The sequence below is a fragment of the Kamptonema formosum PCC 10802 genome (assembly GCF_000332335.1).
GTDB lineage: Bacteria > Cyanobacteriota > Cyanobacteriia > Cyanobacteriales > Oscillatoriaceae > Oscillatoria.
This window is the reverse complement of record NZ_KB235948.1, coordinates 4944709-4960744: the sequence shown is the minus strand read 5'-3', so window position 1 is coordinate 4960744 and position 16036 is coordinate 4944709. Positions and strand designations below refer to the sequence as shown.

Annotated in this window: 12 protein-coding genes; 4 read left to right on the top strand and 8 right to left on the bottom strand. The window is 54.4% G+C overall.

Translation table 11 applies throughout. The annotated features are described in order from the left end of the window. The first annotated feature begins 245 nt into the window (after positions 1-245). Entirely contained in the window at positions 246-1148 is a 903-nt protein-coding gene (locus OSC10802_RS0121730) for an alpha/beta fold hydrolase (RefSeq protein ID WP_155968840.1), read from the top strand. A 63-nt stretch (positions 1149-1211) separates the two neighbouring features. Here the strand turns inward: OSC10802_RS0121730 and OSC10802_RS0121725 are convergent, their stop codons facing one another. Beyond that, positions 1212-1535 (bottom strand): (2Fe-2S) ferredoxin domain-containing protein, encoded by a 324-nt coding sequence (locus OSC10802_RS0121725; protein WP_017718875.1) that lies wholly within the window; start codon positions 1533-1535, stop codon positions 1212-1214. Positions 1536-1672: 137 nt separating this feature from the next. On the opposite strand from OSC10802_RS0121725, the gene OSC10802_RS0121720 reads away from it, so the two are divergent. Both OSC10802_RS0121720 and nblB read left to right on the top strand, forming a co-directional pair. Then, a complete protein-coding gene (locus OSC10802_RS0121720; protein WP_017718874.1) occupies positions 1673-2140 on the top strand; it encodes a CBS domain-containing protein in 468 nt (155 codons plus the stop codon). A 298-nt stretch (positions 2141-2438) separates the two neighbouring features. Continuing rightward, on the top strand, positions 2439-3107 hold the full coding sequence (nblB, locus tag OSC10802_RS0121715; protein ID WP_026098696.1) for a phycobilisome degradation protein NblB: 669 nt from the start codon (positions 2439-2441) through the stop codon (positions 3105-3107). A gap of 165 nt (positions 3108-3272) precedes the next feature. Here nblB and OSC10802_RS41155 read toward each other — a convergent pair whose 3' ends face one another. The 5 genes from OSC10802_RS41155 to OSC10802_RS0121690 form a co-directional block, all read right to left on the bottom strand. Continuing rightward, positions 3273-6017, bottom strand: coding sequence for a response regulator (locus tag OSC10802_RS41155; RefSeq protein WP_017718872.1), 2745 nt, complete (start codon positions 6015-6017; stop codon positions 3273-3275). 111 nt (positions 6018-6128) lie between these two features. After that, positions 6129-6992, bottom strand: coding sequence for a diguanylate cyclase (locus OSC10802_RS0121705; protein ID WP_017718871.1), 864 nt, complete (start codon positions 6990-6992; stop codon positions 6129-6131). A gap of 425 nt (positions 6993-7417) precedes the next feature. After that, complete coding sequence (locus OSC10802_RS0121700) at positions 7418-7762, bottom strand: slr1659 superfamily regulator (protein WP_017718870.1); 345 nt, start codon at positions 7760-7762, stop codon at positions 7418-7420. A gap of 40 nt (positions 7763-7802) precedes the next feature. Beyond that, entirely contained in the window at positions 7803-8384 is a 582-nt protein-coding gene (locus OSC10802_RS0121695) for a slr1658 family protein (protein ID WP_026098695.1), read from the bottom strand. Positions 8385-8489: 105 nt separating this feature from the next. Beyond that, the gene (locus OSC10802_RS0121690) at positions 8490-13778 is read right to left on the bottom strand and encodes an AAA family ATPase (protein ID WP_017718868.1); all 5289 of its coding nucleotides are present in this window, start codon (positions 13776-13778) and stop codon (positions 8490-8492) included. 435 nt (positions 13779-14213) lie between these two features. Here OSC10802_RS0121690 and OSC10802_RS50540 point away from each other — a divergent pair, with 435 nt between their 5' ends. Further along, on the top strand, positions 14214-14351 hold the full coding sequence (locus OSC10802_RS50540) for a hypothetical protein (protein ID WP_155968178.1): 138 nt from the start codon (positions 14214-14216) through the stop codon (positions 14349-14351). A gap of 109 nt (positions 14352-14460) precedes the next feature. On the opposite strand, the gene OSC10802_RS41150 is transcribed toward OSC10802_RS50540, so the two are convergent. After that, positions 14461-15288 carry a hypothetical protein gene (locus OSC10802_RS41150; protein WP_232731834.1) on the bottom strand — a complete coding sequence of 276 codons (828 nt, stop codon included), beginning with the start codon at positions 15286-15288 and terminating at the stop codon, positions 14461-14463. A gap of 315 nt (positions 15289-15603) precedes the next feature. After that, complete coding sequence (locus tag OSC10802_RS50535) at positions 15604-15882, bottom strand: hypothetical protein (protein ID WP_155968176.1); 279 nt, start codon at positions 15880-15882, stop codon at positions 15604-15606. Between the last annotated feature and the right edge of the window lie 154 nt (positions 15883-16036).

Genomic DNA, 16036 nt, shown 5'->3' with positions numbered 1-16036 from the left:
ATACCGACGTTTACAATCATATTATGGGAGGAATAACCTATGAAGATATAGTGTAAATTAAATATAAAAACCCCCATCCACTTCTCTCCGAAAACCTCACCCCTGAGCCCTCACCCTCACCCCTGACCTCTAACCCCTCACCCCTAAAACCTCACCTCATGCCTAACACCTCACCCCCAACCCCTACCCCCTAAGCCCTAACCCAAGGCTTTATCATAGTTAACAAAATTTATTGAATGTTTACCATGCAGGTAACAGCCGCTGCAATTTCTGGCGCACACTGGACGTGGCGCGAGCAGTCTATCTACTACGTGCGTGCCGGCAGCCGGCACCCGCAACGCCCGCCGTTGCTGCTGGTTCACGGTTTTGGGGGATCTACAGACCACTGGCGCAAAAATCTCGCCGGCCTGCAGGACGATTTCGAGGTGTGGGCGATTGACCTGTTGGGGTTTGGGCGTTCGGCTAAGCCAGACTGGCAGTACAGTGGCGAGCTCTGGCGAGAGCAGCTGCGCGATTTCATCACCGGCGCGATAGGCCAGCCGGCGGTGCTGGCGGGCAACTCCCTGGGAGGCTATGTCTCGCTGTGCGTTGCGGCGCAGTATCGGGATGATGCTGCCGGTCTGGTGCTGCTCAACAGTGCGGGCCCATTTACCTCAGACAGGCCGGCAGCCTCTCCCTCTCCCTGGCGGACGGCTTTAAAAAAAGCCATTCAGTCGGCACTGCTGCAAGAGTGGGCCAGTTTCCTGCTCTTCGAGCACGCGCGCCGCCGGTCGGTGATTCGCAAAACGCTAGAAAAAGTCTATCTTGACAAGAGCGCGGTGACAGACCAGCTGGTGGAGGACATCTATCGCCCCTCCTGCGATGCCGGTGCGGCGAAGGTTTTCGCCTCCGTCTTCAAGTCGCCGCAGGGGGAAAAAATAGATGTCTTGCTCAACCGGCTGACTTGCCCGCTTTTGATGCTGTGGGGCGAGGCGGACCCGTGGATGAATGCCAGAGAGCGGGGCGCTAAGTTTAAGCAATATTACCCGCAGCTGGCGGAATACTACCTGAAAGCCGGTCACTGCCCCCATGACGAAGTGCCAGAACAGGTGAATGCCGCGATCCGCTCTTGGGTGCTGTCAGCTGTTACGCCCGGGGTGCGGGGCTAGGGGCGGAGCCCCCGCACTTTGGCCAGAAAGCCGGTTTCTTGCAGAAACCGGGTTTCTGCCGGCTCAGTCAAAGCGGGGGTGAATTCTGGGGTGGAGTTTGGCGTCCACCGGCTCTCCTCCAATCAAATGCTGCTGGACAATCACCGGCACGTCACTCGGTCCGATCCGGCAGTACCAAATCTCGTCTGGACTCACCCGCACCGTGGGCCCGGAGCTGCACTGGCCCAGGCAGCCGCTGGGGCTGACAGAGAATCCGGGGTGTCTGTGAGCGAGAAAAGCTTGCAGCACCTCTGCCGATCCGTTTCGCTGGCATGAAGTGTGCTGGCAAACTGTGACGCAGCGGTATTTCGGCTCTGGGTGCTGTTCGTCGCTGTCCGCTTGTGCCATTGAGTGGGGGCTACATGAATCTTTACATTTCTGATTGTAACGGTTGCCAGCCGGCGCTCCTGCCATGTGCCGGTGCCGGTGCCCGCACAGAGGTATGATGGGATGGCAGTGGATTTCTGTAGCAAATTGCCTTCAGCATGCCCAAGACCGTTGCCGATGTGATGACCCGCGATCCGATTGTGGTGCGGCCCGAGACCCCTCTCCAGGAGGCGATCCAGATTCTGGCAGAACGCCGCATTGGCGGTTTGCCGGTGGTGGACAGTGGCGGCAAGTTGGTGGGCATTATTTCTGAGACTGATTTGATGTGGCGGGAAACTGGGGCGACTCCCCCGCCCTATATCATGTTGCTCGACAGCCTGATATTTCTGGAAAATCCAGCCCGTTACGAGCGAGAGCTGCACAAGGCGCTCGGGCAAACGGTTGGGGAAGTGATGAGCCCGGGGGCGATCACAGCGACACCGGATAAACCCCTGCGAGAGGCGGCCAAGCTGATGCACGATCGCGGGATTAACCGCTTGCCGGTGCTTGACAGCGCGGGCCATGTGATTGGTATCCTCACCCGTGGGGATATTGTGCGAGCAATGGCGGCTGGTGAAGCTGAATAATGCTCCCATCCAGAAACCGGGTTTCTGGAAAAACTTTTGCATCTCCCCCGAGAGATTTATTCAGAAACCCGGTGTCTCAGGCTCCTACCCAGAAACCGGGTTTCTGGAAAAACTTTTGCATCTCCCCCGAGAGATTTATTCAGAAACCCGGGCTCTCAGGCTCCCAGAAACCGGGTTTCTGGAAAAACTTTTGCATCTCCCCCGAGAGATTTATTCAGAAACCCGGTTTCTCAGGGGGAAAGGGGGAGCTCGATTGCTTATACTTAGAACTAGCAACTTAGGTGAAATTATAGAGACAATGAGCACTACTCCTGAATCTGTCAGGGAGCTGCTGAGTTCGCAGGATTTGGGGGATCGCATCCGAGCGGTTAACCAATTGCGCCAGCTAGAACCGGCGCGCGCTTTCGAGCTAGCCCAAACTGCCATTTCTGACAGCAGCCCCCGCGTTCGCTACGCAGCGGTATCGCAAATGGCGTCGCTGGGGCGTCAAGATTTACAGACGACTTTCACCCTGCTTCGGGACCGCTTGCTCAACGATCCGGAACCGGATGTCCAGGCGGCAGCGGCGGATTCTTTGGGGGGGTTGCAGTTAACAGACGCTTTTGAAGACTTGCAGCGCCTGTACGAAACCACTCCCGAGTGGCTGGTTAAGTTCAGCATCGTGGCGGCGCTAGGAGAGCTGGGCGACCGGCGCTCGTTTGAACTGCTGGAAAATGCCCTGAGTGCCGGTGAGGAACTGATTAGGATGGCGGCTATTAGTTCTTTCGGGGAATTGGGCGATCTGCGGGCTGTCCCGCTGCTGGTGCCCCACGCGGCACACGCGGACTGGCAAATTCGCTACCGGGTGGCGCAAGCCCTAGCGCACCTCGGCGGAGAAAACGCCCGCCCGACTTTGGAGAGGCTGGCGCAAGATGAGGTGGAGCAGGTGGCTAATGCGGCTAAAACCGGCATAGGGCATGGGGCATAGGGTATGGGGCATGGGGCATGGGGCATGGGGCATGGGGCATGGGGCATAGGGCATAGGGCATAGGGCATTGAGCAAAACAATCCATCCCAAATCCGGGCATCCAAAATCCCCAGCGCCCAGCGCCCAATGCTCAATGCGAGCGTGCGATGATGCCCAATGCGAATTCTACAATTTTTCACCCACAATTTCCATCCCCTCCCACTCCACCGGCATGCTGCCAGTTAGCAACTGCTCGCAACGCTTGACGTAGAAGGCAGCGGCTCTGTCGCTGCTATTAAGTTGTAAAATTTCATGAAATATTTCAAATGCTTGGCGTAAATTTTTTTCGTGATACAGTAAAATGCCAAGCTCAAACAGGCTGCGTGTTTGGTGCTTTAGGGCCAGGATATGGGGGGGGTCGGCGTCGAAAACTTCAAAGACAGAAACAGATTCTTTTTTGCCTTTGACTTGAATTTTTCCTAAAAATCTGTAACTGTATTGGGTGAGGTCGTCGAGACTGATTAAGGTCTGCCCGCTGAGGGCGATGCCGGCACCGTAGAGCTTCGTTAAACCTTCCAGGCGCGACGCCAGATTGACGGCATCGGAAATGACGGTGGTTTGCATTCGCTGCTCTTCTCCGACAGTGCCGAGCATTAAACTGCCGGTGTGCAGCCCAATGCCGATGGCGATGGGAGGGTAGCCACTGTTCTGCCGGTGCTGGTTGTAAACCGACACCTGTTTTTGCATCTCGATGGCGGCTCTCACTGCGTCTTCGGGGGTTTCGGGAAACAGCGCCATGATGGCGTCACCGATGTATTTATCAATAAAGCCGCTGTGCGTGCGAATCACCGGGCTCACCCGGCTCAAGTAGGAGTTGATAAAATTAAAGTTTTCTTCTGGCCTCATCCCTTCCGACAGTGCCGTAAACGAGCGAATATCGGAAAATAGAACGGTCATGTCTTTTTGAACTTGGTCGCCGATTTTGACATCCAAAATGCTCTCTCGATTGAGAAATTGCAGGAAATTGTGTGGCACGAAGCGCCCGTATGCTTGGTTGATTTTCGACAGCTGGATGTGGGTTTTTATCCGGGCGAGCAGTTCGTCTTTGGAGATGGGTTTGGTCAGGTAATCGTTGGCACCGGCGCGGAATCCCTCCACCAAATCTGAGACTTGATTTTTGGCGGTGAGCAGCACCACCGGCAGTTCTGAGGCGGAAAACATCTGGCGGATTTTCCGGCAGGCTTCATAGCCGGTCATGCGCGGCATCATCACATCGAGCAGGACGAGATCTGGCTGGAACCCCTGCTGTATTATTTTCAGCGCCTCCCGCCCGCTGGAGGCGCGGGCTGTGGTGTACTTGTGCAGGGAGAGATAGTTGACCAGCACCTGAAGATTCACCGGCTCGTCATCGACAATCAGGATTTTGAACTGTCCGCCAGAAGGGGTTAAAATTTCGGAGCCGGTGAGAGGGGCTTGAGAATTGACGGCAGAAGAGACAATTTGTTCTGGCTTTTTGCTTGTTGCTTTTTGCGCCTTCTTTCCCTCTGCCACCGGCAGGGTAAATGTAAACCGCGAACCTCGCCCCACGGCTGACTCCACCCAAATTTCACCGCCGTGCAACTCCACTAGCTTTTTGGTAATTGCCAGCCCCAAGCCGGTGCCCCCGTACTGGCGTGCGGTAGAGCCGTCTGCTTGCTCAAACGATTCAAAAATTCGGTCTAGCTTGTCAGTGGGGATGCCGGTGCCGGTGTCGGAAACGGTAATGGATAAGTAAGAGGGGGAGAGAGGGGGACACGGGGAGGGGCAGAGGTACTCTTTATTCTGCTGGTCGCACCCGCACACTCGCGCACCCGGACACTTGTCTGCCACCTCAGCTGACACTTCTATAATGCCGGCATCACTAAACTTAATGGCATTTCCGACGAGGTTGTGCATGATCTGCTGCACCCGATTTTCATCAGCATCTGCCGGCGGCAAATCGGGGCTAATGCTGTTGACGAGCTGCAAAGGTTTATTGCGGGCGAGGGGCCGGCTGAGCGCCAGAACGACATCAGCAATTTCTCGCATCCCCACCGGCATCTTTTTCAGTTCGAGATTGTGGTGTTTGAGTTTAGCAAAATCCAGGATGTCGTTGACGAGAGAGGCCAATCTCTTGCCGCTGGAGACAATCATTGCCAGGTTGGAAAGTGTTGTTTCTGGGAGGGAGCCGGTCGCCCCATCGATCAGAGACTCGGCAATGCCAATAATGCCGTTGAGGGGGGTGCGCAGTTCGTGGGAGGTGTTGGCGAGAAACTCGTCTTTGAGCTTGTCGAGCTGTTCGAGGGCGGAATTTTTCGCTTCCAGCTCCGAGGTGAAGCGAAGTCGCTCGGCTTCCGCCTGTTTGCGCGGCGTGATGTCTTGAAAGACGGCTATTCCATAAGCAACACTGCCCTTTTCATCAAAGATTGGGGTTGCCCAAGCCTCTAGGGGGATAATTTTGTCTCCCTGGCGGACTTCCATATTTTCAACGAGCGCACTTTCGCCGCTCAGCGCCCGCACCAGCGGCAATTTTTCTTCGGGGTAGAGCCGGTCGGTTCCCGCTATATAGACTTGATAAATATCTGGCAATTGTGCCGGCTGAACGTTAGGCAGGACACTGCTGCCCAGCAGCTGCTGCGCGGCGCGATTGGCGTAGTGGGGCTTGCCGGTGGCATCCGCGACAAACACGCCCACCGGCATCGCTTCCAGGAATTGGGCCAGCCGCTTCTCACTTTCGCGCACCGCCTCCAGCGCCTTGTTGTGCAGCTCACCTTCTACCACATCGGAGTGCTCGGCGGTCATTTCCAGCAAGATTTCCAGGTCAGTCTTTTCCTGCTGTAACTGTTCCACTTCCTGGCGCAGCCTTTCTATCTCCAGCAATAGCTGTTCTGTTGACGGTTGTTCTTCCTGCATTGCCCGTTGGTTGTGCGCCTTGACAAAAGTACCGCGCTCTCCTAGACTCTATCCAGCATATACTCTCTGAGAATTTTTATTGTCACAGCACCGGCCATCGGGCATCTGCCGCTACAGGGGCTTGAGGGAGTCCGCTGTCACCAGACGGTCGCGCCCTTCGGCCTTCGCCCGGTAGAGCGCCGCATCCGCAGCTCGGATCAGGGCGGAGCTGCTTTGGCCGTGCTCCGGAAAGCAAGCCACCCCCAGAGAGATGGTAATCTTGCCGAGGGGCTGGCGGTGATGCTCTAAATTTAGCAGCTTGACGGCTAGGCGCACTTGCTCGGCTCTGGCGGCGGTTTCTTTCAAGGAAGTGGCAGGCATTATTAGCACCAGCTCCTCGCCTCCGTAGCGACAGGCAATATCTGAGGATCGCTGGAGGGCTTGCAAAAGCCGGCCCATTTCTCGGAGGACGGCATCGCCCGCCAGATGGCCAAATGTGTCGTTGAAGCGCTTGAAATGGTCAATGTCGATTAGAATCAGCCCCAGGGGCAGAGAGAGGCGCTCGGCGTTGCGCAGCTCCCGCCGCAGGGACCTGTCCATGTAGCGCCGGTTGAAAAGACCGGTCAGCGGATCGCGAATATTCTGGCTGTGCAGCAACTGCTCGACGGTATCGGCGTGCGCTATTGTCGTTTCCAGCAAGATTTCCAGGTCGGCCTTTTCTGTAGCGGCCTTTTCCAACAGCGACTGCAGTTCTGCTAGCTTAGACTGCAGGGCGGCTGACTCGCACTGGCGCAGCGCTATCGCCGCAGCCAGTTCGGCTTGCAGCTGCTTGTTCGACTCGTACAGGTGGCGGAGAGCAACACCGGTATCGGCAGTGGCAGTTCCCAGCAAGAGTTGCAAGTCTGCTTTTTCCAGCTTCAGCTGTTCGACTTCCCGCCGCAGGCTTTCTATCTCCTGCAAGAGCTGTTGTGTGGACGGTTTTTTTTGCTGCATCATACTGTTTCTCAATTGCCCCTTGGAAAACCCCATTTGCGTGTTTGGCCGGTGCCGTGCGTCCCGATTCTGTAAATATACCGAGATCGCCGGCAAAAGTCCAGGAAGCGCGACGCGGACGAGCTCGGCATTTCGGTAAATTTACTTAGTGTTCAGCGATTGGGCTTTTCATCCGCTGGCGGTGGCAAGCAAAAGGCCAGAAGCGCGGGGCCGCTTTGGCGGGCCGCAGTTGGTGGCGCATTTCCTGGCGGTAGGGGCGCTGGCGGGCTGCGCCCCTGGGGAGCGAGGCGATTCAAAGGGCAAAAGTCTTTGCTCTCCCGCTCGCGAGGGCGGGCTCGCAAAGAATCTCTCTGAGCGGCAGAGGATATTTACTTGCCCCACTCCCGCACGAGAGCCCTGCCGGTGCGGGCCACACACCGCTCTGAGTTCTATTCTAATTCCAGCTGCAAAGCAGGCAGGAGGCGCTGCAAGTTTTTCAGGGATTTCCCCTGCCAGGGGATATTCTTAGACCCCCGCACCACCAGATTAACGTTCCCGTTCTGGCGCACCTTGATCACAAACTTCGACAGGACGTTTATGCCGGAACTGTTAAGAAAATCTAGCTCCTGTAGGTTCAGCACTAGCTGGGGGGGGTGTTTGTCGATCGCATCATTGAGCAACTGCACGATGGGCGCATACTCGTCCATTCCGCTCAGCCGGAGTGCCCCCTGGCAGGTGACGGTGGCCTTGTCCGGCTCGTACCAGATGCTGTAATCTTCGCTCTTGATCTCCATCGTTTTTATTAGCTCCTGATGTTGGGCTGTTCCTCGCAGTTTAGGCGCTCAGCTGCACCATTGTGGTAACAGTGATGACTTCTGGATCTGTTTCGACTGTCTCGAACTTCCACCCGATTTTAGCCTGATAATCATTGATCATCGTTAAATAGCCTAACATAGAAGCGTAGCTGGTGTCGTCTTCAGCATTTTTTTCCAGCTGGCCGATATACAGGTCCGCCGGGTCGGAAGCCGTCAGCTCCCGGATATATCCCTGAAACTTATCGACGGCTTGCGGGGAGACGGTGTTGGTGGTGACAAACACAATCCTCTCCGGACTCAAGTGCAGTTGAATGCTGATCGGGCGCTGCGATGTTTCGTCGCTAAATTTCATCGCGTTCTCCAGCAGCTCGTTGGCGATGTAGCTGACAGCACACTTGACTTCCGCTTGCTTTTCGGTTGAGGGGGAGTTGTCTGAACCCCCCGGAAAGAAGGTTGTCAAGTAGTCGGCCAAAAAATCTGCCGACAGCCCATTGTTGCGCCAGCGCTGCTTCAGCGGGATGGAACTGGGCGAAAATCCAATAATCAGGTATTCCTGGGTGGCAGGAAGGTCGCTATCAAACTCTCCGAATATCTGGGCCATATCGCTCCCCATGTGCCAAAATTCTAAAGGGTTGGTAAGAAAATTTAAAAAAAATTTAAGGATAAATTGACCTGCAGGAAATTTACCCATTGCCGCTCTCCCTCGTTACTTCTGTTTTAACACCACCAGAGTGATGTCGTCGAAAACTTTTTGTTCCCCGATGTGCCGGCGCAGGTCTTCAATAACCGCCTGCTTAATTTCCTCCGCCGGCTTTTGCCAGTTGCGGCTGACCGCCTCAATGAGCCGGTCTAGCCCGTAAAGCACCCCGTCGGGATTTTCCGCTTCGGTAATCCCATCGGTGTAGAGTACCGCCACGTCCCCCGGGTTTAGCCGCACCTCTGTGCCGGCGACGAAATCGCCAATATCCGCTTCCAGTCCAATGGGGAACCCTAAATCCACTGTATCAATTCGCTCTACCTTCCCGCCAGAGCGCACGACAATCATCTCTTCGTGCTGTCCGCTCAACCGCAGGGTTCCCTGACTGCAGTCCAGCAAGGTGAGGGTGAGGTTTTTGTCGGAATTCATCCGCTGTACATTATTATAAATTGTCCGGTTAACGGCGTCCAATAATTTTCTGGGGTCGGTTTCGTTCGCCTCCAGCAGGGTGCGCACTGCGGTTTGCACCATGATCATCAGCACCCCACTTTCTAAGCCGTGCCCCGTAACGTCCCCGATACCAATTTTAACCCGCCCGTCGCGCTGCAGCACGTCGTAGTAGTCGCCGCCCACTTCGTCAGCAGGCTCCATAAAGCCGGCAATGTCCAGATCCGCAATTTCGCGGAGTTCTTCGGCTTTCGGCAAAATCATCTGCTGCAACCGGCGCGTGATGTCCAGCTCCGCCGCCATCCGCATGTTCTCGGCTTTCAGCCGCTCGTTGAGCAGCGTAATTTCTTGGTAGGCGTCGGCGAGTTGGGCGGTGCGCTCCTCTACTTTTTGCTCCAGAGTGCGGTAGAGGAGGGCGTTTTCAATGGAAATCGCCGCTTGGGAAGACAGAATTCTCACCACTTCCAGCCGGGCGGGGGTGAAGGCACCGGCAGTCAGGTTATTTTCCAAGTAAAAGATGCCGGTGAGTTGCCCCCGGTCGAGGATGGGGGCGCACAAAACGGATTTGGGCTGATTTGCGATAATATAAGAGTCTGTGGTGAAAATTCCCTCGCGTGCCGCGTCATTTAAGACCAGATTTTCCTGAGTGCGGGCGACATAATTGACGATCGCTTCTGGCAGATTCGCACAGCTGCCCACCGGCACGGATTGCAACACGCGCACTTCCCCATCCACTTCCCCTTCCGCTTCTATCACAAGCTGCCCGTTTTGTGATAAAATAAGGAAACCTTTTTGAGCGCCGGCATTCTCGATGGCGAGATCCAGCAATTTCGCCAGCAGCTTCTCCAGCACGATCTCCCCAGAAATAGCTTGCGCCGCTTTCATGACGGTGGAGAAATCCAGCGCCCTGCCACTGCGCCCCGTGGAGGTAATCGTCGTCGGGATGGCGGCGTCTCGCACGCCACCCGCCGGCTTTTTGCCGAGCAAGTTGGGGTAAAGTTCTTCCAAATCCTCAACTTTGCGTTTGGCACCCCACAGCTGGTAGCCGTAGTGCGCCTTTCTCAGGTAAATTTGGGCAAACTCCGGTTTGTCTTTCGCCAGCCAGAACTTCGCCGCCAGTTCATTGCCTAAGGCTTCATTCTGGATAAATTCATTTTCGCGAGCCGAGAGAATGGCGCGATCGTACAAGTCCATCGCCTCTTCCCCTCTCCCAGAAATGCGGGCCATTTCTGCTGCCACCAGCAGATATTTGTGCGCGAAATTATCGGGGCAATTCTCCGCCCAAATCTTCATCTGCTTTTGATGCGATTCTAATTTCTCCCAGTATTCCTGTCTCCGCTCTGCGGGGGCTTGTGGATAGAGGCCGGCCAGGATGATAGCGGAGTGAAAAATATATTCCGAGGTCTGGAAAATACCTAAAATCCAATCTAGGTATTTTTCTGCTTCTAAGGAACAGTTTAGGGCATCCTCTAGCTGGCCGTACAGGTATAGAATCTGGGATTTGAAAATATTGTAGGTGCAAAGCCAAGCAAAACTTTTCTTCGCCAAACAGTTTTGCAAAAAGCCTGTCTCGCTCAGTTCCTCTGTCTTGAAGACAAATTTTCCCTCAGTCCTGCCGGTTAAATTCCACAGGGGAAATTTCAAGCCCAGCAGGCCATCAATAGCCCACTGATTTTTGATCTTTTGGTTGAAATGCAAGAACTTGGGAACATTAGCCGCAATATCCTCCAGATTTTTCCCCTGATAGAAGAGGTAGCGCAACTGGTATTCCAGGGCGTATCCTGAGTGGCGATACTCTCCAACTTCTAAACCGGCATGATAGGAGTCATTTAAAATCGCCTCGGCGTATTTGATATGCTTGACCCACTGATTCAAGTAGGCTCCCAAAACCAAATAAGCGCTGCACTTCTGGCCCAAGTGGCGGAATTTTTCACTCACCTTCACCGCCAGCACGCCAAATTCATACCCCTCTTGATAATACCCCAAAATAGAACCCAGGACAATCCCGTAAGTGACAAACGCCTTTGCCGACTCGGCAATATTGCCGTATCTCAGAGAAATATTGGTTCCTTTGGCGACGATAATCGGGTACAGCTCTGGTTTGCCAAAAAAGGCTGGTGGGTCTATATTTGTTAATAATTGTACAGCCAGCTTCATTTCTGGACTGGCGATTTCTGGCGAGTCGATGAGGGAAGCAATTTCTCTCCCGCCTAAGTTTTCTTTGCCTAGGGCGATTTCGGCGGCGAGCGCCTCCTGCAAATTGCTTTCTGGCAAGTCAACGCCTAACAGCGCCAGCGCCTTTCGCCCGGTTTCTATCGCCTCTTCGTATCGGGCGCTCAGGGTGTACTGCATGAGCAGCAGGTTGTAAATCTCCGCTCTCTCCAGATCCGACTTGAGGTTTTGCAAAATCAGCTCGATTAAGGTTTCGGACTCCTGGAAATTCCCGTTTAAATATTCTACCTCGGCCAGCTCCCTGTAGGAGGCCAAAGCCAGCGAGTAATCCTCGGCCCAAAAATCCCCGCGCACGCAAGCGATGCCGGCTTTTAAATATTCCAGGGAGGCGGCGTAAGCGGTGGCGTCTTTGGCTTTTTTACCTGCTTCTAAATTCAAGCGGGCTAATTCCACTCTTTCGCCGCGCTCTTCTATCAATTCCTGGCCCAAATTCAGGTGGTCGGCGACTTCAAAGATTCTCGCCCCCAGCTCACTTCTGGGGATGTTCTGCAGCAGCAGCCGCCCAATTTTCAGGTGGACTGCCCGTTTGGCGTTCTCGTCAATCAGGGCGTAGGCGGCTTGCTGCACGCGGTCGTGCAGGAATTTATAATCGAGTACAGTCAGGGGGGAGTTAATTGGGTCCGCGCTTTCGGTGAGTGAGAGTTCGGAAAGCGGGACAACCGGCCCTTCTTGAATGGCCGGCGCGATGTCTTGAAAGGTGTCGGCTGGCGTTTTTTCGTGTATAATAGAAAGGGTGCGCAAATCAAAATGGTTGCCGGCGCACGCGGCTAAGCGCAAAACTTGCTGGGTGGCTTCTGGCAGTTTTTTCAATTTGCCTACCATCAGCTCGACCACATTGTCGGTGATGCCGGTGGCTTTGATTTGAGCGACATCCCACCGCCACTGTCTCGCACCGGCATCCCGCACGAGCAGTTTTTCCTGAGCTAGCGTCTTGAGGAACTGGCTGACAAAGAAGGGGTTGCCTTGGGTTTTGCCCCGCACCAGTTTAGCCAGGGGTTTGACTGTTTCCGCGTCGCTGCGCAAACTTTCGGCAATCAGTTGCGATATCTGTTTGGCGCTCAGGGGCGCTAGGGAAATCTCGCTCACCGGCACTCCTCCCTCCCGCAATTTCTCGATGGTGGTGGCGGTGGGGTGTGTCGGGCTGACTTCGTTGTCGCGATAGGCTCCTATCAGCAACAGATAGCCGAGTTCTTCATCCCGCATCATCAGTTCAATCAGTTTCAGGGTGGCGGAATCCGCCCACTGCAAATCGTCGAGGAAGATGGCTAAGGGGTGCTCTTTTTGGCAGAAGACGCGGATGAAGTTTTGAAAGACGAGGTTGAAGCGGTTTTGCGATTCCGCTGCGGCTAATTCTGCGACAGCCGGCTGTCTCCCGACTATCAGCTCCACTTCTGGAATCACGTCAATCATAATGTGCCCGTTTGGGCCAAAGGCAGCGAGGAGTTTGTCTTTCCACCGGCTCAATTGGGCTTCGCTCTCCGTGAGCAGTTGCCGGATCAGGGCAGAAAAGGCGCTGACGACTGCGGAGTAGGGGATATTCCGCTGGTACTGGTCAAATTTGCCGGAAATAAAATAGCCGCGCTGTCGGGTAATCGGTTTGTAGATTTCCTGGACGAGGGCTGATTTGCCGATGCCGGAATAGCCGGCAACCAGCATCATCTCCGAGGTCCCCAAGCTCACCCGGGCAAACGCCTCCAGCAAGATTTCTATTTCGCGCTCTCTGCCGTACAGTTTTTGCGGGATTTGCAGTCTGTCTGAACTGTCGTGCCGGCCTAGTGGGAACTCTGAAATGCTGCCGGTTTCCTGCAGCTGTGATTGGCACTCTTCTAAATCAGCTTTAATCCCCCAAGCGCTCTGGTATCGCTCCTCTGCCGTTTTGGCGAGCAATTTCATTATAATGTCTGAGACGGCTTTGGGAATCCCAACAGCATGGGGCGGCACCGGCATCTTGGCAATGTGGCAGTGCACCAGCTCCATTGCGTCGGTGGCGGTAAAGGGCAGGGTGCCGGTGAGCAGCTCGTAAAAAGTTGCGCCGAGGGAGTAAAAATCCGTGCGGTAATCCAGACTGCGGTTCATCCTGCCGGTCTGTTCCGGCGAGATATAGGCGAGGGTGCCTTCCAGCACATTGGGATTGCGAAAGGCCGGATTTTCTGTGCTCAGGTCGGTGGAAATGCCAAAATCGATGATTTTGACCTCGCCGATGTCTCGGTTGAGCACAATATTGGACGGGTTGATGTCCTTATGGGCGATATTGGCGGCGTGAATTTGGCCCAAATTATCGGCGGTCTTGATGGCAACCGCCAGGAACTCTGGCAGTTCAAACCTTGCATGTTCCCTCCATTTTCTTAGGGATTCGCCGCCAAAATCCTCCAGCACCATGACTAGATTGTTTTCGTGCTTGACCAAGCCGTAGGCTCGGACAGCCCCAGATATATTCAGCCGCCGGGTTATTTCATATTCTAGCTTATATCGGGTGAGTTCAGCCGGCGTGGGATAGTCTTCTTTGAGAATTTTCAGGATGACGGGGAGACTGTCGTCCAAGCGGATAGCTCGATAGACGAGGGAGTTGACACTTTCATAGATTTGGGCGAGAGTCTCGTAGCCAGGAATAGCGAGCATTTGGATTTTGGATTTTAGATTTTGGATTTTGGATTGGGAACCGGCGATGGGGGATGGGTTGGAGTGCGACCGCCAACCTAAGACCTGGCCCCTGACCCCTAAGTCCTAAACTCTAACATTGTTTTATCAGTTTTTTTCTATTTAAGCACAGCTCTTGCGCCGGCACAAGGTTTTTACAGTTTTTTTAGATTTGCCAGGGAGGCGCTTCGCGTCACGCTGAACTTCGGGTTTGGAAGGGGATTTAGGGGGGGGACATCTTTGCGAACCCGACACCCCACCCGCTCCCCGCGCACGGGGAGGGGGAGTGCGAAGTAGGGGTTAATCTCAGGGGCTGCACCGGCTAGTGAAGTTGACACCGCGTTCCCAGGCGGAGCCTGGGAACGCCCCACAGGAGGCTCCGCCTCCTATAAAAGATGCAAACTGAGTGAGGTAAAATTGCCCTACTCTTGCAAAGACATGCCGGTGATTGTCAATCGCTTGTTGCCGGACATCCCGGCGATTGGAAATCGCGGCTACACAGACAAAACCCGCCTGCGCGGGTTACTGATTGCCAAGATATGCCGGCGAGGATGAAATCGCTTATTGCGGGATATCCCGGCGATTGGAAGTTTGTAGTTGGGCTTTAGCCCCACCGGCTGGCACGGCAGAATTCATTTTGCCCCTCTACAAACTGTGCATGTTGTTAGTTTTGCCGGCGGAACCGAGCTAGGAGTTCTTCCCGGTTGAGCAGCATGATGAGTTGGGTGCGCTCCAGAGGTTCAAGCTGTATCAAAGGCTCAATAATTTGGGACAGTTCCTCATCGATAACCCCAAACTTAACCTGAAGCATGCTCTCAACCATCAGGCGCTGACCTTGCTGGACGCCCTGCTGGATTCCTTGCTGGACGCCCTGCTGGATTCCCTGCTGGACACCGGCTTGCGTGGCATCTTCCAGCCTTTGCAAATAGAGAGGTGACAGTTCCATAATTAACTCCCGGTCTTCTTGATCTAAGTCTTGACGGACTTCTAAAATTGTTCGCAGGTTATATAGCAATTCTAGCGCATTAAACCGGAATGGGCTATCCTGTGGGAGGGCTTTCAGCTCGGCAATAGCCTGTTTTTGCACGTTTCCCTTCCCTAAAACCCTCAGCCACAGGGTTTCTGGGGTGCGCGGCAGTTGGTGAATGGCGACAATTGCTGTTTTTAAAATGGGGGCCATAAAATAAACCCTTCTCACCCACGTATCTGGATACTGTCTAGCGCCACAGTCTTCTAAGATTGAGGCAGAAACGGTAGGAGACAGGACCCACAGTTGCGGTAAGTCAGCCTCGTCAATTAGGCCACTCTCCCGGTTGCGCTCTAATTCCGCATGAAACTGGAACAGCTTGCTGATGCAGCTGCAAATATGCGCCGGCGCAACGGCATTGCGGAAAGGCTCAAACACTGCCGGTTTGGCCGCAATTTTTCCCAGCAATCCCAGGGTTTCTGCAACGCCTGCCTGCCGGGATGTGGGGGCAAACCACACGTCGATTTGCCGGACTTATCCCGCCATATCCCGGCTGGTTTCTACTTGCCCCATAGGACTTAGTAGCTCTTTCAGATATTGCTTGGCAAATTGGTCATGGACGAATCTTGTCATTCCAGTAGGGATGTAACTTTTTGCTTGGCTCTATTGGACTTACGCACAGCCTCTATCTATCTATCTTTAGGGTGGGTTAGCGCGGTTCGTAACCGGCACCAAAAGCCACAAAATTGAGTGCCGCAATTTCCTATATTAATTATACATTAAGCGCCGGCATGTGAGAGGGCCGGCAAAATACTTTATAGAGGTTATAAGTTGGATGAACTAGGGTCTAGAAACCCGGTTTCTTAAAGAAACCGGGTTTCTCAGTACCTCACTGAGAACTGCTATAGCACCGGCATTCCGCCGGCAATCCTCATGCATGCACCGGCAATCCTCATGCAAGCACCGGCAATCCTCATGCATGCACCGGCAATCCTCATGCATGCGCCGGCAATCCTCATGCATGCACCGGCAATCCTCATGCATGCGCCGGCAATCCTCATGCATGCACCGGCAATCCTTATGCATGCGCCGGCAATCCTTATGTATAGCTTTTCTCATATTAGTGAGGTACTGAGAAACCCGGTTTCTTTAAGAAACCGGGTTTCTGGACTATAGGGGTAGGGTGCGTTCCCGCGCGAGGGAACGCTACGAGTTACTTGCTATAAGGAACAGCGAACCAAATCTTGCTCCCCCTCCCCGCACGCGGGGAAGG